Source organism: Pseudomonas putida NBRC 14164, from assembly GCF_000412675.1.
In the GTDB taxonomy this organism is placed as follows: domain Bacteria; phylum Pseudomonadota; class Gammaproteobacteria; order Pseudomonadales; family Pseudomonadaceae; genus Aquipseudomonas; species Aquipseudomonas putida.
In genome coordinates this window covers 4264005-4286108 of the sequence record NC_021505.1, presented here as the reverse complement: position 1 = coordinate 4286108, position 22104 = coordinate 4264005, and the positions used below count along the sequence as shown (strand labels likewise).

The following is a 22104-nucleotide window of genomic DNA, read 5'->3' as shown; positions in this document are numbered from 1 at the left end:
GAAAGGGCCGGTACAGGCTTACTTGAACCTGCGCTCCACCCCTTTTTCCACCAGGATCTTCGCCGAAATCTCTTCCACCGAAAAATGCGTGGAATTGATGTTGGGTATGTTCTCCCGGCGGAACAGGCTCTCTACCTCACGCACTTCGAACTCGCACTGGGCAAAGCTGGAATAGCGGCTGTTGGGCTTGCGTTCATGGCGGATGGCGGTGAGGCGGTCTGGGTCGATGGTCAGGCCGAACAGCTTGCTGTGGTGCTTTTTCAGCACAGCCGGCAGTTGCAGGCGCTCCATGTCGTCTTCGGTCAGCGGATAGTTGGCGGCGCGGATGCCAAACTGCATGGCCATGTACAGGCAGGTGGGGGTCTTGCCGCAGCGTGACACACCTACCAGAATCAGGTCGGCCTTGTCGTAGTAGTGGGTGCGCGCACCGTCGTCGTTGTCCAGGGCGAAATTCACCGCCTCGATGCGTTCCATGTAGTTGGAATTGCCGCCGATCGAGTGCGATTTGCCCACGGAATACGACGAATGGGCGGTCAATTCCTGCTCTAGCGGGGATAAAAACGAAGAAAAGATGTCGATCATGAAGCCGTTCGACGTCGCCAGGATCTCCCGGATGTCCTGGTTGACGATGGTGTCGAAGATGATCGGCCGCACCCCGTCACGCTCGGCCGCAGCGTTGATTTGCTGGACCATGGTCCGCGCTTTGTCTGGCGAATCGATGTACGGACGGGTGAATTTGTTGAACGGAATGCTCTCGAATTGCGCGAGCAAACTCTGGCCCAGGGTTTCGGCAGTGATACCGGTGCCGTCGGAGATGAAGAACGCGGTTCGTTTCATTTGCGATCTGGGCCTTAAGCTGATGACGATTCTTGGATATGATAAGTTCGGTTTGCCGAATGCGGCTGTCGGCATTCTCACTTATTTTCCAGGTACAGGCCACAAACGCCCGGCCAAGTCACCGAAGACAGGCGGGCGCCTTTTTGAGCTTTTCCAACACAGTTAGTGGAGAGATCACCTTGGTAGAGTACGTAGTTTCCCTCGATAAGCTCGGCGTCCATGATGTAGAGCATGTGGGGGGCAAGAACGCATCCCTGGGCGAGATGATCAGCAACCTTGCCGGTGCTGGTGTATCGGTGCCGGGCGGCTTTGCCACTACGGCGCAGGCGTACCGCGATTTTCTCGAACAGAGTGGTCTGAACGACAAGATTCACGCCGCGCTCGACGCGCTGGATGTGGATGACATCAATGCCCTGACCAAAACCGGCGCCCAGATCCGCCAGTGGGTCATGGAAGCCGAGTTCCCTGCGCGTCTGGATTCGGAAATCCGAACCGCCTTCGCCGAAATGGCCGCTGGCAACGACAACATGGCCGTTGCCGTGCGTTCCTCGGCCACCGCCGAAGACTTGCCGGACGCCTCGTTCGCCGGCCAGCAGGAAACCTTCCTCAACATCCGTGGCGTCGACAACGTGATCCGCGCGGCCAAGGAAGTGTTCGCCTCGCTGTTCAACGACCGCGCCATCGCCTACCGCGTGCACCAGGGCTTCGACCACAAGCTGGTGGCCTTGTCGGCCGGCGTGCAGCGCATGGTCCGCTCCGAAACCGGCACTGCAGGCGTGATGTTCACCCTCGACACCGAGTCGGGCTTCCGCGACGTGGTGTTCATCACCGGCGCCTACGGCCTGGGCGAAACCGTGGTGCAGGGTGCGGTCAACCCTGACGAATTCTACGTGCACAAGCAAACCTTGCAGGCCGGCCGCCCGGCCATCCTGCGTCGCAACCTGGGCAGCAAGGCCATCAAGATGGTCTATGGCGAAGAAGCCAAGGCCGGCCGTTCGGTCAAGACAGTCGAAGTCGACCGTGCCGAGCGTGCGCGCTTCTGCCTGAGCGACGACGAAGTCAATGAACTGGCCAAGCAGGCTATGATCATCGAGCAGCACTACCAGCGCCCGATGGACATCGAGTGGGCCAAAGACGGTGACGACGGCAAGCTGTACATCGTGCAGGCACGCCCGGAAACGGTGAAGAGCCGTTCCAGCGCCAACGTCATGGAACGCTATCTGCTGAAAGAAAAAGGCACCGTACTGGTCGAAGGCCGCGCCATCGGCCAGCGCATCGGCGCCGGCAAGGTGCGCGTGATCAACGACGTCTCGGAAATGGACAAGGTCCAGCCGGGCGACGTGCTGGTCTCCGACATGACCGACCCTGACTGGGAACCGGTGATGAAGCGCGCCAGTGCCATCGTTACCAACCGCGGCGGCCGTACCTGCCACGCGGCGATCATCGCCCGTGAGCTGGGTATTCCGGCCGTGGTCGGTTGCGGCAACGCCACCCAGCTGCTGAAAGACGGCCAGGGTGTGACCGTGTCCTGCGCCGAAGGCGACACCGGTTTCATCTTCGAGGGCGAGCTGGGCTTCGACATCAAGCAGAACTCGGTTGATGCCATGCCGGAGCTGCCATTCAAGATCATGATGAACGTCGGCAACCCCGACCGTGCGTTTGACTTTGCCCAGCTGCCCAACGCCGGTGTCGGCCTGGCGCGCCTGGAATTCATCATCAACCGCATGATCGGTGTGCACCCCAAGGCGCTGCTCAACTACGCAGGCCTGCCGCCAGAGCTCAAGGACAGCGTCGACAAGCGTATTGCCGGCTACAGCGACCCGGTCGGCTTCTATGTCGAGAAGCTGGTCGAAGGCATCAGCACCCTGGCTGCGGCCTTCTACCCGAAAAAGGTCATCGTGCGCCTGTCGGACTTCAAGTCCAACGAGTACGCCAACCTGATCGGCGGCAAACTGTACGAGCCGGAAGAAGAAAACCCGATGCTGGGCTTCCGCGGTGCTTCGCGTTACATCAGCGAGTCGTTCCGTGACTGCTTCGAGCTCGAGTGCCGTGCACTGAAACGTGTACGCAACGAGATGGGCCTGACCAACGTCGAGATCATGGTACCGTTCGTGCGTACCCTGGGCGAAGCCAGCCAGGTCGTCGACCTGCTCGCCGAAAACGGCTTGTCCCGTGGCGACAACGGCCTGCGCGTGATCATGATGTGCGAACTGCCGTCCAACGCCATTCTGGCTGAGGAGTTCCTTGAGTACTTCGACGGCTTCTCGATCGGCTCCAACGACCTGACCCAGCTGACCCTGGGCCTGGACCGTGACTCGGGCATCATCGCCCACCTGTTCGACGAGCGTAACCCTGCGGTGAAGAAGCTGCTGGCCAACGCCATTGCCGCGTGCAACAAGGCCGGCAAGTACATCGGCATCTGCGGTCAGGGTCCATCGGACCACCCGGACCTGGCCAAGTGGCTGATGGAGCAGGGCATCGAGAGCGTGTCGCTGAACCCGGACTCGGTACTCGAGACCTGGTTCTTCCTGGCCGAGGGCCAGGGCGCAGCCTGACGAGGTAAAACGCGGGGGGACGTCTGGCGTACCCCCGCCTGGTTTTTTCCAGGGCGTGTTCCAGTAATGGTTCCCGCCCTTTTTTGTGCACCAAGCAACCTTATGCAAAGCAGCAGCACTCTATTTCCCGTGGCCCTGCTCAGTGCCGAGCGGCGCGGCGACCTCAGCGAAGACGTGTACCGGATCAAGGCCGGCAATGGCCCTGACCCTAGCGTCGAGCTTGCCCTTACCCGTCTGGGGCTGGCCGATCAGGGCCAGCCTCTGGGTGTGCCGGTCATTCTTCTGCACGGCAGTTTTTCCAATCGGCGTTTCTGGTACTCGCCCAAAGGAGTTGGCCTGGGTGCGTATCTCGCCCGTGCCGGTTTCGATGTGTGGATCCCGGAAATGCGCGGCCACGGCCTGTCGCCACGTAACCACGCCTGGCAGCACAACAACGTAGCCGCCTATGCCCGTGATGACCTGCCGCTGATTGCCGCGTTCGTGCGCGAGCAGTCGGGCCAGGCGCCACACTGGATTGGCCATTCCCTGGGCGGCACTACTCTGGCGGCAGCCTTGGGTGGTGGCTTTCTTGCTGCCGGGGAGGTGGCCAGCGTTGCGCTGTTCGGTACCCAGATCAGCCGCGTCTACTGGCCGCTGAAAGTGCCACCGCTGGCCTGGGGCGCGAAGCTGGTGCTCAAGCGCTGGGGGCAGATTTCCGGGCCACGTTTCAAGCGTGGACCAGAGGACGAGCCCATCGGCCTGGCGCTGGAGAGCATGCGCTGGCACGGCCTGTTCGGGCGCTTTGGCGACAAGCAGAGCGACTGGTGGGCGGGGCTGGCAGAGGTGGATGTGCCGCTGCTGGCGGTGGCCGGCGCGGGGGACTTCCAGGACCCGGTGTGGGCCTGCCGAAAGCTGTTCGAGCAGTTGGGGGGGGAGCGCAAGCAGTTCCTGCGGCTGGGGCGTGAAGAAGGCTTCGACGCCTTCGGGCACGTCGACATGCTGGTGAGCAAGGCCGCGCAGGTGCAGGTGTGGCCGCTGGTGGAGCGCTGGTTGCGCAACCCGCTGTTGCCGGTGCATGCGTCCGCTGTGGCGGTAGAGCCTTTGCCAGCCAGCTGATCCTGCATTAGCTGTGCCGGCCTCTTCGCGGGCACGCCCGCTCCCACAGGGATCTCGAAGCACTCAAGCCTTGCGATATCCCTGTGGGAGCGGGCGTGCCCGAGAAGGGGCCGGTACAGGATGAATACAAATGACTCCCACAGGGATCTCGAAGCACTCAAGCCTTGCGATATCCCTGTGGGAGCGGGCGTGCCCGCGAAAGGGCCGGTACAGGATGAATACAAATGACTCCCACAGGGATCTCGAAGCACTCAAGCCTTGCGATATCTCTGTGGGAGCGGGCGTGCCCGCGAAAGGGCCGGTACAGGATGAATACAAATGACTGCCCGGTCCCGGATGACTGCGACAGCCTCCAAGGTGTAGCCTTGGCCGATACCCGCTTTCGTTGTGACTGACAGGAGCCTCCCATGCAGCATTACGTAACGCCCGACCTGTGTGACGCCTACCCGGACCTGGTACAAGTGCTGGAACCGATGTTCAGCAATTTCGGCGGCCGCGACTCGTTCGGTGGCCAGATCGTCACCATCAAGTGCTTCGAAGACAACTCGCTGGTCAAGGAGCAGGTCGAACTCGACGGCAAGGGCAAGGTGCTGGTAGTGGACGGCGGTGGCTCGCTGCGCCGCGCGCTGCTGGGCGACATGCTCGCTGAAAAGGCCGCCAGAAATGGTTGGGAAGGCCTGGTGATCTACGGCTGCGTGCGTGATGTAGACGTATTGATCCAGACCGACGTCGGCGTACAGGCCCTGGCCAGCCACCCGATGAAAACCGACAAGCGCGGCATCGGCGACCTCAACGTGGCGGTGACATTCGCCGGTGTGACCTTCCGCCCGGGCGAGTACGTATATGCCGACAACAATGGCGTGCTGGTCTCGCCAAGCCCGCTGAAAATGCCGGAGTGATGCGCCGCACGCGCTGATGGAGCTTTGATGTTCGAGGAAGACAACGCGCAGTGGGGGCTGGTGCATGCCCTGGTGCTCGATGGTAAAGGCGGCGCGCGCTCGATTGCCCGTACTGAACTGGACGACCTGCAGCTGCAACCGGAGCAGAGCCTGTGGCTGCACTGGGACCGCAGCCATCCACAAACCCGCACCTGGCTGCTGCATGACAGCGGCCTGAGCGAGTTCGCCTGCGAGCTGCTGCTGGAAGAAAACACCCGGCCGCGCCTGCTGCCCATGGCTGACGAACAGCTGTTGCTGTTTTTGCGTGGGGTCAACCTCAACCCGGGCGCAGAGCCCGAAGACATGGTCTCGGTGCGCATCTTCGCACAGGCGCAGCGGGTCATCTCGCTGCGCTTGCGGCCATTGCGCGCCAGTGACGAGATGCTTCAGTTGCTGGAGCAGGGCAGGGGGCCGAAGTCGGCGTCCGAGCTGTTGCTGCTGATGGGCGAACTGCTGACTGAAAAGGTCCAGGGCCTGGTCAGCGACCTGTCCGAACTGGTCGACCTGGAAGAAGAAAAGGTCGAATCCGACGAACGGTACACTCCGGAGAACGGCAGCCTGCAGCAGATCCGCCGGCGTGCAGCGGGCCTGAGGCGTTTCCTGGCCCCGCAGCGGGAGATCTACGCCCAGCTGTCACGCAGCAAATGGAGCTGGTTTGCCGATGCCGATGCCGATTACTGGAACGAGCTGAACAACAGCCTGATCCGCTACCTCGAAGAGCTGGAACTGACCCGCGAGCGTGCCGCACTGGTGCTGGAAAGCGAAGACCGCCGGCGAAGCGAGCGGATGAACCGCACCATGTACCGCTTTGGCATCATCACCTGCATCTTCTTGCCCATGAGTTTCGTTACCGGGTTGCTGGGCATCAATGTCGGCGGTATCCCGGGGGCAGAAAACCCCTATGGCTTCCTGTTCGCCTGCATCGTCGTGCTTGGGCTGGCGGTGGGGCAGTGGTGGATGTTCCGGCGGTTGCGATGGGTCTAGGTGTTCATTTTGAAACATTCGTCCCAATCGGATGTGTGACCCATTGCCCGGCCATCTCGTCTCTTGCTGACACTGCGCGAGGTGCCCATGCACGATCCGTTTGAAGAATCCCTGCGTGACCTGCTCAAGGCGTCACCCTCCGGCAATGACCGCGATGACCGGGATGACGCTGCCTGCCTGGGTCGCGTGCTGAAAACCGCCAACCGCCAGGTTGGCGCGGGCGATCTGTTCAGCCTGCTTGGCCGCTGGAGCCAGGCGCTGCTGATTGCCGTCAATAATGGCTCGGCGCATGTCGCGCCGGTGCGTCGACACTCTTCCCGCAACGCTGCCACCGGCAGCAAAGCAGATAAGGCCGATTGAATATGGAACTCGATCTCTGGACCCAGAGCCTGGTCGCCGCGATGACTGCACTTTGGACCAAGGTAGCGAACTTCATCCCCAACCTGTTCGGCGCGCTGGTCGTGGTGCTGCTCGGTTTCGTGGTGGCCAAGCTGCTCGACACGCTATTGTCCAAACTGCTGGCCAAGCTTGGCCTTGACCGCCTGATGGCCGGCACCGGCCTCACCAAGATGCTCGGCCGGGTTGGCATCCAGGTGCCGATCTCGACCTTGATCGGCAAGATTGTCTACTGGTTCGTGCTGCTCATCTTCCTCGTCTCGGCCGCTGAGTCGCTAGGCCTGGAGCGGGTTTCCGCGACCCTCGACATGCTCGCCCTGTACCTGCCAAAAGTGTTCGGCGCCGCCTTGGTGTTGCTGGCCGGCGTGCTGCTGGCGCAGGTGGCCAACGGGCTGGTGCGCGGCGCCGCCGAAGGCATCGGCCTGGAATATTCGGCAGGCCTTGGGCGTATTACCCAGGGCCTGGTGATCATCATCAGCATCTCGGTTGCCATCAGCCAGCTGGAGGTGAAAACCGACCTGCTGAACCACGTGATCGTCATCGGGCTGATTACCGTTGGTCTGGCGGTAGCCCTGGCAATGGGCCTTGGCAGCCGCGAAATTGCCGGGCAGATTCTGGCCGGCATTTACGTGCGTGAACTCTACCAGGTCGGCCAGCAGGTGCGAATTGGAGAGGTCGAAGGGCATATCGAGGAAATCGGCACGGTCAAGACAACGCTGCTGACCGATGATGGCGAACTGGTGTCGCTGGCCAATCGCGAGCTGCTTGAGCAGCGCGTCAATAGCCGCTAACCGCACAAAAGCTGTTAATGTATGCCGCCGCGAAATTCGACCCATGGGGTCGCGCGGCGACATTGACCTGACTGTCGGCCAGATCCGTTTTGAATAAAGTTCATTCGCCGCCCATGCGTTATGACCCCCGCGAGCTCACCGATGAAGAGTTGGTGGCGCGTTCGCATGAGGAGCTGTACCACGTTACCCGCGCCTATGAGGAGCTCATGCGGCGCTACCAGCGGACCCTGTTCAACGTCTGTGCGCGTTATCTGGGGAACGACCGTGACGCGGACGATGTCTGTCAGGAAGTGATGCTCAAGGTGCTGTACGGGCTGAAGAACTTCGAGGGTAAATCCAAGTTCAAGACCTGGCTGTACAGCATCACCTACAACGAGTGCATCACCCAGTACCGCAAGGAGCGCCGTAAACGCCGGCTGATGGATGCCTTGAGTCTGGACCCTATCGAAGAGGCGTCCGAAGACAAGGCCCCGAAGCCGGAAGAAAAAGGCGGGCTGGACAAGTGGCTGGTGCATGTGAACCCGATTGACCGGGAAATTCTGGTGCTGCGTTTTGTCGCAGAGCTTGAATTTCAGGAAATTGCAGACATCATGCACATGGGCCTGAGCGCAACGAAAATGCGCTACAAGCGTGCGCTAGACAAGCTTCGTGAGAAATTTGCCGGCCTTGATGAAACTTAGTGGCGTGCAAATATCTCTAACGAATCGGCGAGTTCTGCTAGACTTGCCGTCGAGTTGTCCCCCTTGTTTGTGGTGGGACTGCTTAACTATCACCAGATGGGGATTTAACGGATGAAATTGAAAAACACCTTGGGCTTGGCCATTGGTTCGCTCGTAGCCGCCACCTCGATTGGCGCTATGGCACAAGGCACAGGCGCTGTGGAAGTCGAAGGCTTCTACAAGAAAGAATTCTTCGACAGCCAGCGTGACTTCAAGAACGACGGCAATCTGTTCGGCGGCTCGATCGGTTACTTCCTGACCGACGACGTTGAACTGCGCCTGGGTTACGACGAAGTTCACAACGCTCGTGGCGAAGACGGCAAGAACATCAAGGGCTCGAACACCGCCCTGGACGCCGTTTACCACTTCAACAACCCGTATGACGCCATCCGTCCGTACGTTTCCGCTGGTTTCTCGCACCAGTCGCTGGGCCAGACCGGCCGTGGCGGTCGTGACCACTCCACCTTCGCCAACGTTGGCGCTGGCGCCAAGTGGTACATCACCGACATGTTCTACGCCCGTGCCGGCGTAGAAGCTCAGTACAACATCGACCAGGGCGACACCGAGTGGGCCCCAAGCGTTGGTGTTGGTCTGAACTTCGGCGGTAGCCCGAAGCAAGCCGAAGCCGCTCCAGCTCCAGTTGCTGAAGTTTGCTCCGACTCCGACAACGACGGCGTTTGCGACAACGTCGACAAGTGCCCAGACACCCCGGCCAACGTTACCGTTGACGCCGACGGCTGCCCGGCTGTTGCCGAAGTCGTTCGTGTTGAGCTGGACGTCAAGTTCGACTTCGACAAGTCGGTCGTCAAGCCTAACAGCTACGGCGACATCAAGAACCTGGCTGACTTCATGAAGCAGTACCCACAAACCACCACCGTGGTTGAAGGTCACACTGACTCCGTGGGTCCAGACGCTTACAACCAGAAGCTGTCCGAGCGTCGTGCCAACGCTGTCAAGCAAGTCCTGACCCAGCAGTACGGCGTAGAATCTACCCGTGTTGACTCGGTAGGCTACGGCGAAACCCGTCCGGTTGCTGACAACGCCACCGAAGAAGGCCGTGCTGTCAACCGTCGCGTTGAAGCTCAGGTAGAAGCTCAGTCCAAGTAATTGGCCTGATGCTTCATGAAAAACCCGGCCTCGGCCGGGTTTTTCTTTGCCTGGGTTTTAACCGGCCTCACAGCCTGCACAGCGCTTGTAGGAGCAGCCTTGTGCTGCGAAGAGGCCGGTAAGGGCAAAGGTATCCTGTCGCTGTAATGGCCTCTTTGCAGGACGAAGCTGCTCCTGCAGTGACGGGTATTCAGCCCGCGATTGAAACAAGCTCCAGAGCCTGCTGTTCCCCAACCACTTCCCCAATCACCAGAATCGCCGGGCTACGCAAGCCAAACATTCGCGCATCTTCAACCATGCCCAGCACATCGCTCCTGCACTCACGCTGCTGCGGCATCGAGGCATTTTCGATCATCGCCACCGGCAAGCCCGGTGCCATGCCCCCCGCCAGCAAGCCCTGGCGTACCTGCTCCAGCCGCGCCACCCCCATGTAAACCACCAGCGTCGTCCCGCCCTGTGCCAGAGCGGTCCAGTTCAGCTCGCTGTCGTCCTGGGTGTGCGCCGTCACCAGCGTCACCCCGCGGCTGACGCCGCGTGAAGTCAGCGAAATGCCGCATTGCGTGGCGCCTGCCAGGCCCGCCGTGATGCCGTTGACCAGCTCCACCTCGATGCCATGTCCCTGCAGCCATAGCGCCTCCTCACCTCCGCGACCAAAAATACACGGGTCGCCACCCTTGAGCCGTACCACGCAACGCCCTTGTCGAGCATGGCGCAACATCAGGCGCTGGATGAACGCCTGTGGTGTGGAGCGGCAGCCGCCGCGCTTGCCCACTGCGATCACCCGGGCCTGGGGGCAATGTTCCAGTACTGCCGGGTTGACCAGGTCGTCGATCATCACCACGGCGGCTTGCTGCAGGGCACGTACCGCCTTGAGGGTGAGCAGTTCAGGGTCGCCAGGGCCGGCACCCACCAGCCAGACTTTTGCATTCATCGGGGTACTCCTCATCGGCAGGGTGCGCTCAGCCTTTTAGCAGGCTGAGCAGCAAAATCAGGTTGAACAGCAGGGACAGCAGCGCCAGCGTGCGCCACACCTTCAGCGGCTCGCGCTCCAGCAATGGCCTTGGCCGGTTGGGCAGCTCCTGGCGGTCGCCGCGTTCAAGCAGCAGCAGCCAGTGTTCGGCCGTTTCGAAGCGTTGCGCCGGGTCGGTGGCTACCGCCTGTTGCAGGTTGTGCTGCAGCCATTCCGGTAGGTCGGGGCGATAGCGAGCGGCGTTGACTGGCTGGCCGAAACGCGGGCGCTGGAAGGCTTCAACCTCGCCATACGGGTAGTGCCCGGTCAGCAGGTGGTACAGCGTCACGCCCACGGCATACAGGTCTTGGCGTGGGCTGGGCGGTTGGCCGTCCAACGCTTCCGGGGCGAGGTACGAGGGTGTGCCGGGCACGTCGTGCAGCGGGTCTTCGGACAGGCCTGGGCAGTAGGCCAGGCCGAAGTCCAGCAGGCGTAGCTGGCCATCGCTGCCCAGGTGCAGGTTGTCTGGCTTGATATCGCGGTGCAGCAGGTTGCGCCGGTGCAGCACGCCGACCGCCTGCAGCAGTTGCCGGGCCATTTCCAGCCACTGTGGCAAGGGCAGCGGGCCGTGTTCGGCCAGCAGCGTTGCAAGGGTCTGGCCGGGGTATTCGCGCATCACGTAGTACAGGTGTTGCCGCTGGCTGGCTGCATGCAGCTCGGGGAAATGTCGGCCAGCGACCCGGCGCAGGAACCATTCTTCCAGCAACAGCCCTTGCGCCGCCTTCGGCTCCTGCTCGCGTGCGCCAGGCAGGGTCTTGAGCAGCCAGGTTTGACCTTGGCCGTCGCGCACCCGGTACAGCAGCGACTGGCGGCTGTGCGACAGCAGCTGTTCGGTAAGCCAGCCATCGATCACCTGGCCTTCGCGCAGGGGGCCGGGTAACGGCCATTGCTGCAGCTGTGCCAGGGTGTCACCGAGGTTGGCCGTGCCCAGTTGCTCGACCTTCACCAGCAAGGCGCTGGCGTTGTCCTGGCTGCCATTGAGGTGCGCGCTGGCAACCAGCGTGTCGACGGCCAGTTGCAGGTCGGGCTGTTCACGCAGCACCGCCTGGATGTGCTGGTCGCCCAGGCTGGCCCAGACTCCGTCGCTGAGTAGCAAGAAGCACTCACCCGGCTGCAGCTCGCCCTCCAGGTAATCCACCAGCAGATGTTGGTCCAGGCCCAGCGCGCGTTTCAGCACATGCTGCATGCCCGGCTGGTCCCACACATGGTCTTCGCTCAGGCACTGCAGGTGCCCGGCGTGCCAGCGGTAAACACGACAGTCGCCGACATGGGCCAGGGTGAATCGTCGGCCCCGCAGTACCAGTGCGCTGAGGGTGGTCAACAATGGCTGGCCGCTGCCTTGAGCGCGCAGCCAGCGGTTCTGTGCCAGCAGCAGGCGGTCGAGTGCCTGGGCCACGCTCCAGGTGGCGGGGGTGGCGTAGTAGTCCAGGGCCAGCGCCTGCAAACTGGCGCGTGCTGCCAGGCCACCATCGGCGCATTGGCTGACGCCGTCGGCAAGCGCGAACAGGTAGCCCTTGCTGGCGGCCAGCTCTGGCGCTGGGGTCACCAGGCGCAGGGCGTCCTGGTTTTCCGCGCGCGGCCCGGTGGCGCTGGCCTGGGCAAAGCTCAGTTGCAGGCTCATCGGCGTGCCTCAGACCCGCGCTGCAGTGATTGCAGCCGAGCCCCAGGTGGTGCGCCAGCGCTGTTTCACGCCATGCAGGCCGAACCACGCCAGCAGGCCCAGGCTGGCGAACAGCCACAGCCCCAGCTGGTAATCGCCGGTGTGCTGCTTGATGGTGCCGAGCCCTGCCGCCAGCAGGAAGCCCCCAATACCGCCGGCCATGCCGATCAGCCCGGTCATTACGCCGATTTCCTGGCGGAAGCGTTGTGGCACCAGTTGGAATACCGCGCCATTACCAGCGCCCAAGCCCAGCATGGCGCTGATGAACAGTGCCAGTGCGGCGGCGGCAGACGGCAGGTTGAAACCGACTGCGGCAATGCAGATGGCGGCCACGCTGTACATGCCCAGCAGGGTGCGGATGCCGCCGAAGCGGTCGGCCAGGGCGCCGCCGAGTGGGCGCATCAGGCTGCCGGCGAACACGCAGGCAGCGGTGTAGTAGCCGGCAGTGACCGGGTTCAGCCCGTACTGGTCGCTGAAGTAGCCGGGCAGGGCGCTGGCCAGGCCAATGAAGCCGCCGAAGGTGACACTGTAGAAGAACATGAACCACCAGCTGTCACGGTCGCCGAGGGCCTTGAGGTAGTCCGCCATTGCTTTGGGCTTGGGGCGCTCTGGGGCGTTGCGTGCCAGCAGGGCGAACACCACCAGCGCCAGCGTCAACGGAATCAGTGCAAAGCCGAACACATTGTTCCAGCCAAAGCCGGCGGCCAGCGCCGGGGCCAGCAGGGCGGCGAACACCGTGCCGGAATTGCCGGCGCCAGCAATGCCCATGGCCTTGCCCTGGTGTTGTGGCGGGTACCACTGCGATGCCAGCGGCAGCGACACGGCGAACGAAGCGCCGGCAAAGCCGAGGAACAAGCCCAGCAGCAGCACCTGTTCATAGCTGTGTACGCCGAAGTGCCAGGCCGCCGCCAGCGCGACGATGACCACCACCTGGCCGATCAGCCCTGCGGTCTTGGGTGACAGGCGGTCGACCAGCACGCCCATGGCAAAGCGCAGGATCGCCCCGGAGAGGATCGGCATGGCTACCATCAGGCCCCGTTGTTGTGCACTGAGTTGCAAGTCACCGGCAATCTGCACCGCCATCGGGCCCAGCAGGTACCAGACCATGAAGCTCAGGTCGAAGTACAGGAACGCAGCGAACAACGTGGGCACATGCCCGGATTTCCAGAAGCTGGTACTCATCGAACACCTCACTCGGCAATGCAACGGAACGAAAAAGACGCCGCTACCCACTCCAGGAAGGTGGAGGGGAGAGCGACGTCTTTGTCGGGATTTAAGTGGGGCAACCGCCGTTGGCTACCGGTGTAAATACATCAGCAAGAGCCGGGCCAATTCGGAATATCGAGCAGAGCGGACTTTGTGGGAGCGGCCTGCGCTGCTAGCCGAGCATCTCGTGCATGGCAATGATCTGCTCTGCCACCTGGATCAGCTTCTGCTGTCGGCTCATGGCCTGGCGGCGCATCAGGGTGTAGGCCTGTTCTTCGTTGCAGTCTTTCATTTTCATCAGTAAACCTTTGGCCTGCTCGATGCGTTTGCGTTCGGCCAGTTGCTGGTCGCGTGCCACCAACTGCGCCTTCAGTGCCTGGTCGCTTTCGAAACGGGCCATGGCCACATCCAGAATCGGCTGCAGCCGGGCAGCATGGATGCCTTCGACAATGTAGGCACTGACCCCCGCCTGGATCGCCTGGCGCATCACCCCAGGGTCATGCTCGTCAGTGAACAGCACGATGGGGCGCGGCTGGTCACGGCTGACCAACACCACCTGTTCCATCACATCACGGTCAGGTGAGTCGGTGTCGATCAGCACTACATCCGGGCGCACCGTTTCGACGCAGGCGGGCAGGTCGATGGTCAAGCCCGGGGCTTCGGTGACCTCGAAGCCCGCCTCTATCAACGCCGCCTTGAGGCGGCCGAGTTTGTGCTGGGTGTCGTCAATCAGCAGGATGCGCAACATGTTGGTCCCCTCACGCGCCGACACGGGCACCGGGCAATTCGCCCAGTGCATGCAGGCTGAAACTGCGGGCGTATCCGTAGGGGTCGCTGCCGTCCCAGCAGCTGCCGTCAATCAGCAGGCTGCTGCGCATCGGCAGCGAAGGGCACGCTACGCCAAGGCTTTGCGCCGCCTCGCTATACAGTGCCAGTTGTTGTACCTGGCGGGCCACGCCGAGGTATTCGGGGTCTTCGCGCAGCAGGCCCCAGCGGCGGAACTGGGTCATGAACCACATGCCGTCAGACAGATACGGCAGGTTGGCCCGGCCATGGTCGAACAGGCGCAGGGCATGCCGGTCTTGCCAGTGGTTGCCCAGGCCATCCTGGTAGTGGCCGAGCAGGCGTGGCTCGATACTCTCCAGCGGCGTGTCCAGGTAGGCGCTGCCGCTGAGCAGTTGCGCGGTGCTGCGGCGGTTTTCCGGGCTTTGCTCGATGAACCGGCTGGCGGCGAGGATTGCCTTGATCAAGGCGCGGGCGCTGTTGGGGTACTGCTCGGAAAAGGCGCGGGCACAGGCCAGGACTTTTTCCGGGTGGTCCGGCCAGATCGACTGGCTGGTGGCGAGGGTGAAGCCTTGGCCCTTGGCAACCGCATCGGCGGCCCAGGGCTCGCCCACGCAAAAGCCGTCGATGCGCCCGGCCTGGATATGTGCGGCCATTTGTGCCGGCGGCACCACCACGCTGTCGACGTCGCGCAGTGGGTGGATGCCCTGGCTGGCCAGCCAGTAATACAGCCACATAGCGTGGGTGCCGGTGGGGAATGTCTGGGCGAAGGTAAGGCGCGCGCCATGCTGGTGCACCAATCGCGCCAGTGCTTCAGGGTTGGTCACGCCTTTGCGCTGCAGGGCCGGGGACAGGTTGATGGCCTGGGCGTTCTGGTTCAGCCCCATGAGCACCGCCATGTCACTGGCCGGTACGCCGCCAATACCAAGATGCACGGCGTAGACCAGGCCATACAGGCAGTGCGCGGCGTCCAGTTCGCCGCTGACCAGCTTGTCGCGCAGCCCCGCCCAAGAGCCCTGGCGCTTGAGGTTGAGGGTAAGGCCGTGTTGCTGGGCGAAGCCCTGGGTGGCCGCGACCACCACCGAGGCGCAGTCGGTCAGGGCCATGTAGCCGATGTTCAGGCTAGGCTTCTCGGGCGCATCGCTGCCGTTGACCCAGGCCAGGGGCGTTGCTCGGGGTGCAGTGTTCACAAGGTTCCTCGCCTGTACTGGTTAGGCTGTGGGCCAAACCGGTGCAACCGATGTGCCAGGCCTGCAGTGGCCCCATGATTTACTGTCCTGTCAGCGCCACGGTGGCTATAATCGCCCCCTCACTCACCCCGAGTCTTGCCCGCCCATGTATACCCTGGCCCGCCAGCTGCTGTTCAAGCTTTCTCCGGAAACTTCCCACGACCTGTCCCTGGACCTGATCGGTGCCGGTGGCCGCCTTGGCCTCAACGGCATGCTGTGCAAGCAGCCTGCGGCCTTGCCGGTTTCGGTCATGGGCTTGAACTTCGCCAACCCGGTGGGCCTGGCTGCCGGCCTGGACAAGAACGGCGCGGCCATCGACGGTTTTGCCCAGCTGGGCTTCGGCTTTGTCGAGATTGGCACCGTCACCCCGCGCCCGCAGCCGGGCAACCCCAAGCCACGGCTGTTCCGCCTGCCGGAGGCCACGGCCATCATCAACCGCATGGGCTTCAACAACCTGGGTGTCGATAACCTGCTCGACCGGGTACGAGCCTCGCGCTACAGCGGTGTGCTGGGCATCAACATCGGCAAGAACTTCGACACCCCGGTCGAGCGTGCCGTCGATGACTACCTGATCTGCCTGGACAAGGTGTACACCGCCGCCAGCTACATCACCGTCAACGTCAGTTCGCCGAACACCCCGGGCCTGCGCAGCCTGCAGTTTGGTGATTCGCTGAAGCAGCTGCTCGATGCCCTGGCCGTGCGCCGTGAGCAACTGGCCGCTACCCATGGCAAGCGCGTGCCGCTGGCCATCAAGATTGCCCCGGACATGAGCGACGAAGAAACCGCACTGGTCGCAGCCGCGCTGATGGAATCGGGTATGGATGCGGTAATTGCCACCAACACCACGCTGGGTCGTGAAGGTGTCGAGGGGCTGCCGTACGGTGGCGAGGCGGGCGGCCTGTCGGGCGCGCCGGTGCTGGAAAAGAGCACCCACATCGTCAAGGTGCTGGCAGGCGAGCTGGGCGGCAAGCTGCCGATCATTGCTGCCGGTGGCATTACCGAAGGCCGCCACGCTGCCGAGAAAATCGCCGCCGGGGCGAGCCTGGTGCAGATCTACTCGGGCTTCATTTATAAAGGCCCGGCACTGATCCGCGAGGCGGTGGACGCTATCGCGGCAATGCCACGGGTTTGATCGACAGGCAAAAAAAGGGCCCCTTCAAGGGGCCCCTGGGCCTTCGCCCGCCGCCCGGATGGGGCGTGCATGGTAAATCGAATTCAGTGTCCTCGATCAGCCAACGGCGTGATTTTCGTTGAGTCTATGGATGCCAGCGGTGCCAGTCATTCCGTCCCAGTTATCACCGCGACCTTCGCGCCAGCCGTTGATCCAGGCTTGGCGAACAGAAGGAAGATTGAAGGGGCAAAGTTCGCGGGATTTGCCGGTGACCCCGTATTGGTAGCCACGTGAATATGCTCTTTCCAACGGATCACGCTTAAGTCTTCTCATAGGGTGTTGCCCTCACTTGTTGACTGTAATGTCCCGTCGGCCTCTCTGAGGCCGGGCAGAGTCTTTCTGCCGGTTTGCGCTCGCTGCCGGCGTGGCGAGCTGAAAGTGCCGCCTCGTTGCGAAGCGGCCTGAGACCAGTTCTAACGAATGCGAGTCACGGTGTGAATGATCGATTTGTCATAAGCACGTAACCTTTCATAGGGTCAGGGGATAAGTAAATAAATGCGACTTAACCTTATTTGAGGTTTAGCCCGCTATGATCAGGGTTTGCTGATCATTGACGTCATTTCGCCAGCGTTGCTCGCGGGTGACAGAAATAATTTGAAATGCGACGAAGGGTCACACAGGCCCCTCCATCGCCAGAATTTTTTGTACTGCCTGATGATCTAAGCTGTCTTTGCCACTTGGCCGAGCGCAGATCGGTCAGGCGGCCCGGCCCTTCGCGGCACGCTTATGTGCCAGAAACGGCCACCCGCACGCCTGCTGGAAAGGCATGCGGGCAAACATCGCGTGGCGATGCGTCGCCTCGTCAGTCAAATAGCCCAAGGCTCTGGAATACTCATGTCGGACCGTTTCGAACTCTACCTCACCTGCCCCAAAGGCCTCGAAAGCCTGCTTGCCGAAGAGGCCAAGGGCCTTGGCCTTGACGAGGTGCGTGAGCACACCTCGGCCATTCGCGGCGCCGCCGACATGGAAACCGCCTACCGCCTGTGCGTATGGTCGCGCCTGGCCAACCGGGTGCTGCTGGTGCTCAAGCGCTTCTCCATGAAGAACGCCGACGACCTGTATGACGGCGTCAACGCGGTTGACTGGGCCGACCACCTGGCAGCCGACGGCACCCTCGCGGTGGAGTTCAGCGGCCATGGCTCGGGCATCGACAACACCCACTTCGGTGCGCTGAAGGTCAAGGATGCGATCGTCGACAAGCTGCGCAACCGCGAAGGCCTGCGCCCGTCGGTGGAAAAGATCGACCCTGACGTGCGTGTGCACCTGCGCCTGGACCGTGGCGAGGCCATTCTTTCCCTCGACCTGTCCGGCCACAGCCTGCACCAGCGCGGCTATCGCCTGCAGCAAGGTGCTGCGCCGCTGAAGGAAAACCTGGCGGCAGCAGTGCTGATCCGCTCGGGCTGGCCGCGCATTGCCGCCGAAGGTGGCGCACTCGCCGACCCGATGTGTGGTGTGGGTACCTTCCTGGTCGAAGCGGCGATGATCGCTGCCGATATCGCGCCCAACCTCAAGCGTGAACGTTGGGGTTTCAGTGCCTGGCTCGGCCACGTGCCGGCGCTGTGGCGCAAGGTACACGATGAGGCGCAGGCCCGGGCGCAGGCCGGCCTGGCCAAGCCACCGCTGTGGATCCGCGGTTACGAAGCCGACCCGCGGCTGATCCAGCCGGGCCGCAACAACGTCGAGCGCGCCGGTCTGGGCGACTGGGTGAAAATCTATCAGGGCGAGGTCAGTACCTTCGAGCCACGCCCGGACCAGAACCAGAAAGGCCTGGTCATCAGCAACCCGCCCTATGGCGAGCGCCTGGGTGACGAAGCCAGCCTGCTGTACCTCTACCAGAACCTGGGCGAGCGCCTGCGCCAGGCCTGCATGGGCTGGGAGGCGGCGGTGTTCACCGGCGCGCCGCAGCTGGGCAAGCGCATGGGTATTCGCAGCCACAAGCAGTACGCGTTCTGGAACGGCGCCTTGCCGTGCAAGCTGCTGCTGTTCAAGGTGCAGCCCGACCAGTTCGTGACCGGTGAGCGCCGCGAAGCGCAGGCTGACAACGCCGAAATCCGTGAGCAAGCGCCGGTAGCCAGTGAGCCGGCGCGCCTGTCGGAAGGCGCGCAGATGTTTGCCAACCGCCTGCAGAAGAACCTCAAGCAACTGGGCAAGTGGGCCCGCCGCGAGCAGGTTGACTGCTACCGCCTGTACGATGCCGACATGCCCGAGTACGCCCTGGCGGTCGACCTGTACCACGACTGGGTGCATGTGCAGGAGTACGCCGCGCCACGTTCGATCGACCCGGAGAAGGCTCAATCGCGCCTGCTCGATGCCCTGGCAGCCATCCCCCAGGCACTGGGTATTTCGCCGCAGCGTGTAGTGCTCAAGCGCCGCGAGCGGCAGAGCGGCACCCGGCAGTACGAGCGCCAGGCCACCGAGGGCCGCTTCCAGGAGGTGAACGAAGGTGGCGTCAAGCTGCTGGTCAACCTCACCGACTACCTCGACACCGGGCTGTTCCTTGACCACCGCCCGATGCGCATGCGTATCCAGCGCGAGGCTGCCGGCAAGCGCTTCCTCAACCTGTTCTGCTACACCGCCACGGCTTCCGTGCATGCGGCCAAGGGCGGCGCACGCAGCACCACCAGCGTCGATTTGTCGAAAACCTACCTCGACTGGGCGCGGCGCAACCTGGCGCTCAATGGCTTTTCCGAGCGCAACCGCCTGGAGCAGGGTGATGTGATGGCATGGCTGGAAGCTAACCGCGACAGCTACGACCTGATCTTCATCGACCCGCCAACCTTCTCCAACTCCAAGCGCATGGAAGGCGTGTTCGATGTGCAGCGTGACCACGTACAGCTGCTGGACCTGGCCATGGCTCGCCTGGCCCCGGATGGCGTGTTGTATTTCTCCAACAACTTCCGCAAGTTCCAGCTCGACGAACACCTGATGGCGCGCTATGCCGTGGAAGAAATCACTGCCCAGACGCTGGACCCGGACTTTGCCCGAAACAACCGGATCCACCGCGCCTGGCGCCTGCAATTGCGTTGAGCCGACGAGGTACATTGCGCGGCTAATGGCCAATAGCTATAAATGTGAGGAGGGCGAGATAATCCGCAGGACGCTGACGTGACGAGATGGGTGTATGTCAAAGTGTGGCGTGCGTGCGCGGTTATTTGGCCTGTGCACAGAAGCGGTGTCCGCCTGGGCGGTGGCGCTGGTGGCTTTGGTGGCGGGCGGCCTGTTGACGGCCGCCTTGGCGCTTGCCGCGCAGACGTTCTACAAGCAGCAGTTGCGCCAGCGTTTCGAGTTGCTGGCCAGCGAGCGCTTCAGCCGCATTGCCGAGCGTTTTGATGAACAGCAGCAGCGCCTGGACGGCCTGCGGCGGTTCTTCAGCTTTTCCAACGAAGTCACCCCGCTCGAATTTGACGGTTACGCCCGGCCATTGCTGCAGCGCACCCTGGCCTACGCTTGGGCGCCGCGTATCGAAGCCGCGCAACGCACCGAGTTCGAGCGCCATGCCAGTGAGCATTCAGGCACGGGCTATGTGATCCGTGACCAGGACGCGCAAGGCCAATGGCGCCCTGCGCCGCTGCGCGACCATTACTTCCCTGTGCTGTATACCCAATCTGGTGAAATGCCAGGGTTGCCCTATGGGCTGGACCTTGCCGGCCAGGCTGCATCCCAGGCTGCCCTGGCACGGGCACTCGGGCCTGGCAGCATGGCGGTGTCCGAACCCCTGGCCATGTACGAGATCCCATCGTACGCGCGTGGCTTGCTGCTGGTGGCGCCGGTGTTTTCCGACGCTAATCCGCATGGCGCAGCAGTAGGTTATGTGACGGCCTTGCTGAGCATGCGCGAGCTGGTCAGTGATGGGCGGCCAGTGGCGGCGGATGACAACCTGGTGGTGCGCATCGTTGATCCGTCCGGGTTGCAGGGGCCGGAAGTGATGTTCGATTCGCTGAACCAGGTCGCCCCCTTGTCGCTGGCCAGCAATCAGCAGTTGCACCTGGCCGATCACCACTTCCAGTTGAGCATCCTGCCGAGCCTGGCGTTCGTGCAGGCCAATCGTTCGTCGGCAGTGCTGGCGGTGGTCCTGCTGGGTGGGTTGTTGAGCCTGCTGCTCAGTGCCTTGCTCTACAGCCTGTTCAGCCAGCGCCAACGCGCCTTGGCCCTGGTCGAGCAGCGCACCGCCGAACTGCGGGTCAGCGAGCAGTCGCTGCGCGGCACTCACAACCAGCTGCGCAGCGTGCTGGATGCGGCGACCCAGGTGGCAATCATCGCTACCAACCTCAAAGGTGTGGTCGGTACCTTCAATGCCGGCGCAGAGCGTATGTTCGGCTACCCGGCCAGCGAGGCGATCGGCCAGTTGCGCCTTGAGAACCTGGTGCTGCCCGAGGAACTGAGCCAGCGCGGCCATGCCCTGAGCCTGCGCTATGGTCGCCCGATTGCCGGTGGCCAGGCCATGTTCGCCGAAACGGTGCAAGCGCATGGCGCTGAACCCGGAGAATGGACCTTGTTGCGCGCCGATGGCAGCCAGTTGGTGGCCAACATGCTGGTTACCGCCATGCTGGATGAACAGGGTTTGTGGGTTGGCTACCTGGCCATCTGCATTGATGTCACCGAGCGGCGTCGGGTACACGAGGCGCTGGCGGCCCGCGACCGGCTGCTGGAAAAGCTCAGTGCCGAGGTGCCGGGGGGCATTTACCAGTATCGCCTGGATGCCAACGGCCATTCGTGCTTTCCCTATGCCAGCCAAGGCCTGTACGACATCTACGAAGTGGACCTGCAGCAATTGCGCGAGGATGCCACGCTGGTGTTCGAGCGCATCCACCCCGATGACCTGGACCGCGTGCGCCGCTCGGTGCGTTACTCGGCCGAGCACCTGGCGCCGTGGCGCGAGGAATACCGGGTGTGCCTGCCGCGTGCCGGCCTGCGCTGGGTCCGTGGCGAAGCGACGCCAGAGGTGGGGGAGCAAGGCTGCACCCTGTGGCATGGCTACCTGACGGATATCTCCGACCTCAAGGGTGTGGAGGAGGAATTGCGTGCGTTGTCGGTCACCGACTCGCTGACTGGCATCCATAACCGCCGCTACTTCCAGGACCGGCTCAAGGCCGAACTGGAGCGCGCCCAGCGCGACGGCCTGGCGTTGGCCGTGATCATGCTCGACATCGATCACTTCAAATGCATCAACGACCGCTTCGGCCATGCCATGGGTGACCGGGTGTTGCGCAGCTTGTGCCAGCGTATTGGCCAGCGCTTGCGGCGTACTGATGTGTTCTGCCGGCTGGGTGGGGAAGAATTCATGGTGTTGTGCCCGGGCAGCGATGCCGAGCAGGCGCGGCTGCTGGCGCTTGAGTTGTGGCAAGGGGTGCGCACGGTGCCGGTGGACGGCGTGGGCCAGGTGACCGCAAGTTTTGGAGTGGCGGGCTGGCGGCCGGGGGAGGGCGCCGATGCCTTGCTGTTGCGGGCTGATGCGGGTGTCTATACAGCCAAGCAGGCCGGGCGGGACCGGGTGGAAGGGGAATCCGCCTGATAGGTGCCAGTTGTGAGTACTGGCCCTTTCGCGGCTAAAGCCGCTCCCACAGGATCTTCACAGCGCTTGAGGCCTGTGCAGTACCTGTGGGAGCGGCTTTTGCCGCGAAAGG

At 62.9% G+C, this 22104-nt stretch carries 18 protein-coding genes; 11 read left to right on the top strand and 7 right to left on the bottom strand.

What is annotated here, in order from left to right; all coding sequences use genetic code 11:
• Positions 1–18: 18 nt before the first annotated feature.
• The gene (gene ppsR, locus PP4_RS18950; RefSeq protein ID WP_016485587.1) at positions 19–837 is read right to left on the bottom strand and encodes a posphoenolpyruvate synthetase regulatory kinase/phosphorylase PpsR; all 819 of its coding nucleotides are present in this window, start codon (positions 835–837) and stop codon (positions 19–21) included.
• 179 nt (positions 838–1016) lie between these two features.
• Between ppsR and ppsA the strand changes: the two genes are divergently transcribed.
• From ppsA to PP4_RS18910, 8 genes are all read left to right on the top strand, one after another.
• Complete coding sequence (gene ppsA, locus PP4_RS18945) at positions 1017–3392, top strand: phosphoenolpyruvate synthase (RefSeq protein ID WP_041167818.1); 2376 nt, start codon at positions 1017–1019, stop codon at positions 3390–3392.
• Between the two features lie 66 nt (positions 3393–3458).
• A complete protein-coding gene (locus PP4_RS18940; RefSeq protein ID WP_041167817.1) occupies positions 3459–4487 on the top strand; it encodes an alpha/beta fold hydrolase in 1029 nt (342 codons plus the stop codon).
• Positions 4488–4894: 407 nt separating this feature from the next.
• On the top strand, positions 4895–5386 hold the full coding sequence (rraA, locus tag PP4_RS18935) for a ribonuclease E activity regulator RraA (protein ID WP_016500794.1): 492 nt from the start codon (positions 4895–4897) through the stop codon (positions 5384–5386).
• A 27-nt stretch (positions 5387–5413) separates the two neighbouring features.
• Positions 5414–6409, top strand: coding sequence for a zinc transporter ZntB (locus PP4_RS18930; protein WP_016500793.1), 996 nt, complete (start codon positions 5414–5416; stop codon positions 6407–6409).
• Between the two features lie 87 nt (positions 6410–6496).
• Positions 6497–6769 carry a hypothetical protein gene (locus tag PP4_RS18925; protein ID WP_014591816.1) on the top strand — a complete coding sequence of 91 codons (273 nt, stop codon included), beginning with the start codon at positions 6497–6499 and terminating at the stop codon, positions 6767–6769.
• Between the two features lie 2 nt (positions 6770–6771).
• A complete protein-coding gene (locus PP4_RS18920) occupies positions 6772–7596 on the top strand; it encodes a mechanosensitive ion channel family protein (RefSeq protein WP_016500792.1) in 825 nt (274 codons plus the stop codon).
• A 113-nt stretch (positions 7597–7709) separates the two neighbouring features.
• Entirely contained in the window at positions 7710–8276 is a 567-nt protein-coding gene (sigX, locus tag PP4_RS18915; RefSeq protein WP_016500791.1) for an RNA polymerase sigma factor SigX, read from the top strand.
• Positions 8277–8387: 111 nt separating this feature from the next.
• Positions 8388–9422 carry an OmpA family protein gene (locus PP4_RS18910; protein ID WP_016500790.1) on the top strand — a complete coding sequence of 345 codons (1035 nt, stop codon included), beginning with the start codon at positions 8388–8390 and terminating at the stop codon, positions 9420–9422.
• Between the two features lie 190 nt (positions 9423–9612).
• Here the strand turns inward: PP4_RS18910 and cobA are convergent, their stop codons facing one another.
• The 5 genes from cobA to PP4_RS18885 all read right to left on the bottom strand — a co-directional run bounded on the left by cobA (position 9613) and on the right by PP4_RS18885 (position 15270).
• Positions 9613–10353: a uroporphyrinogen-III C-methyltransferase gene (gene cobA / locus PP4_RS18905; protein WP_016500789.1), complete on the bottom strand. Its 741-nt coding sequence runs from the start codon at positions 10351–10353 to the stop codon at positions 9613–9615.
• 28 nt (positions 10354–10381) lie between these two features.
• Complete coding sequence (locus PP4_RS18900; RefSeq protein WP_016500788.1) at positions 10382–12052, bottom strand: bifunctional protein-serine/threonine kinase/phosphatase; 1671 nt, start codon at positions 12050–12052, stop codon at positions 10382–10384.
• Positions 12053–12061: 9 nt separating this feature from the next.
• Entirely contained in the window at positions 12062–13273 is a 1212-nt protein-coding gene (locus tag PP4_RS18895; RefSeq protein WP_016500787.1) for a nitrate/nitrite transporter, read from the bottom strand.
• Between the two features lie 196 nt (positions 13274–13469).
• On the bottom strand, positions 13470–14045 hold the full coding sequence (locus PP4_RS18890; RefSeq protein WP_016500786.1) for an ANTAR domain-containing response regulator: 576 nt from the start codon (positions 14043–14045) through the stop codon (positions 13470–13472).
• Positions 14046–14055: 10 nt separating this feature from the next.
• On the bottom strand, positions 14056–15270 hold the full coding sequence (locus PP4_RS18885; RefSeq protein WP_016500785.1) for a CmpA/NrtA family ABC transporter substrate-binding protein: 1215 nt from the start codon (positions 15268–15270) through the stop codon (positions 14056–14058).
• Between the two features lie 145 nt (positions 15271–15415).
• On the opposite strand from PP4_RS18885, the gene PP4_RS18880 reads away from it, so the two are divergent.
• Complete coding sequence (locus PP4_RS18880) at positions 15416–16441, top strand: quinone-dependent dihydroorotate dehydrogenase (RefSeq protein WP_016500784.1); 1026 nt, start codon at positions 15416–15418, stop codon at positions 16439–16441.
• Between the two features lie 96 nt (positions 16442–16537).
• On the opposite strand, the gene rmf is transcribed toward PP4_RS18880, so the two are convergent.
• Positions 16538–16753 carry a ribosome modulation factor gene (gene rmf, locus PP4_RS28150; RefSeq protein ID WP_003248687.1) on the bottom strand — a complete coding sequence of 72 codons (216 nt, stop codon included), beginning with the start codon at positions 16751–16753 and terminating at the stop codon, positions 16538–16540.
• Between the two features lie 561 nt (positions 16754–17314).
• Here rmf and rlmKL point away from each other — a divergent pair.
• Entirely contained in the window at positions 17315–19507 is a 2193-nt protein-coding gene (gene rlmKL, locus PP4_RS18875; RefSeq protein WP_016500782.1) for a bifunctional 23S rRNA (guanine(2069)-N(7))-methyltransferase RlmK/23S rRNA (guanine(2445)-N(2))-methyltransferase RlmL, read from the top strand.
• A gap of 94 nt (positions 19508–19601) precedes the next feature.
• Positions 19602–21992: a sensor domain-containing diguanylate cyclase gene (locus PP4_RS18870; protein ID WP_016500781.1), complete on the top strand. Its 2391-nt coding sequence runs from the start codon at positions 19602–19604 to the stop codon at positions 21990–21992.
• Positions 21993–22104: the final 112 nt, after the last annotated feature.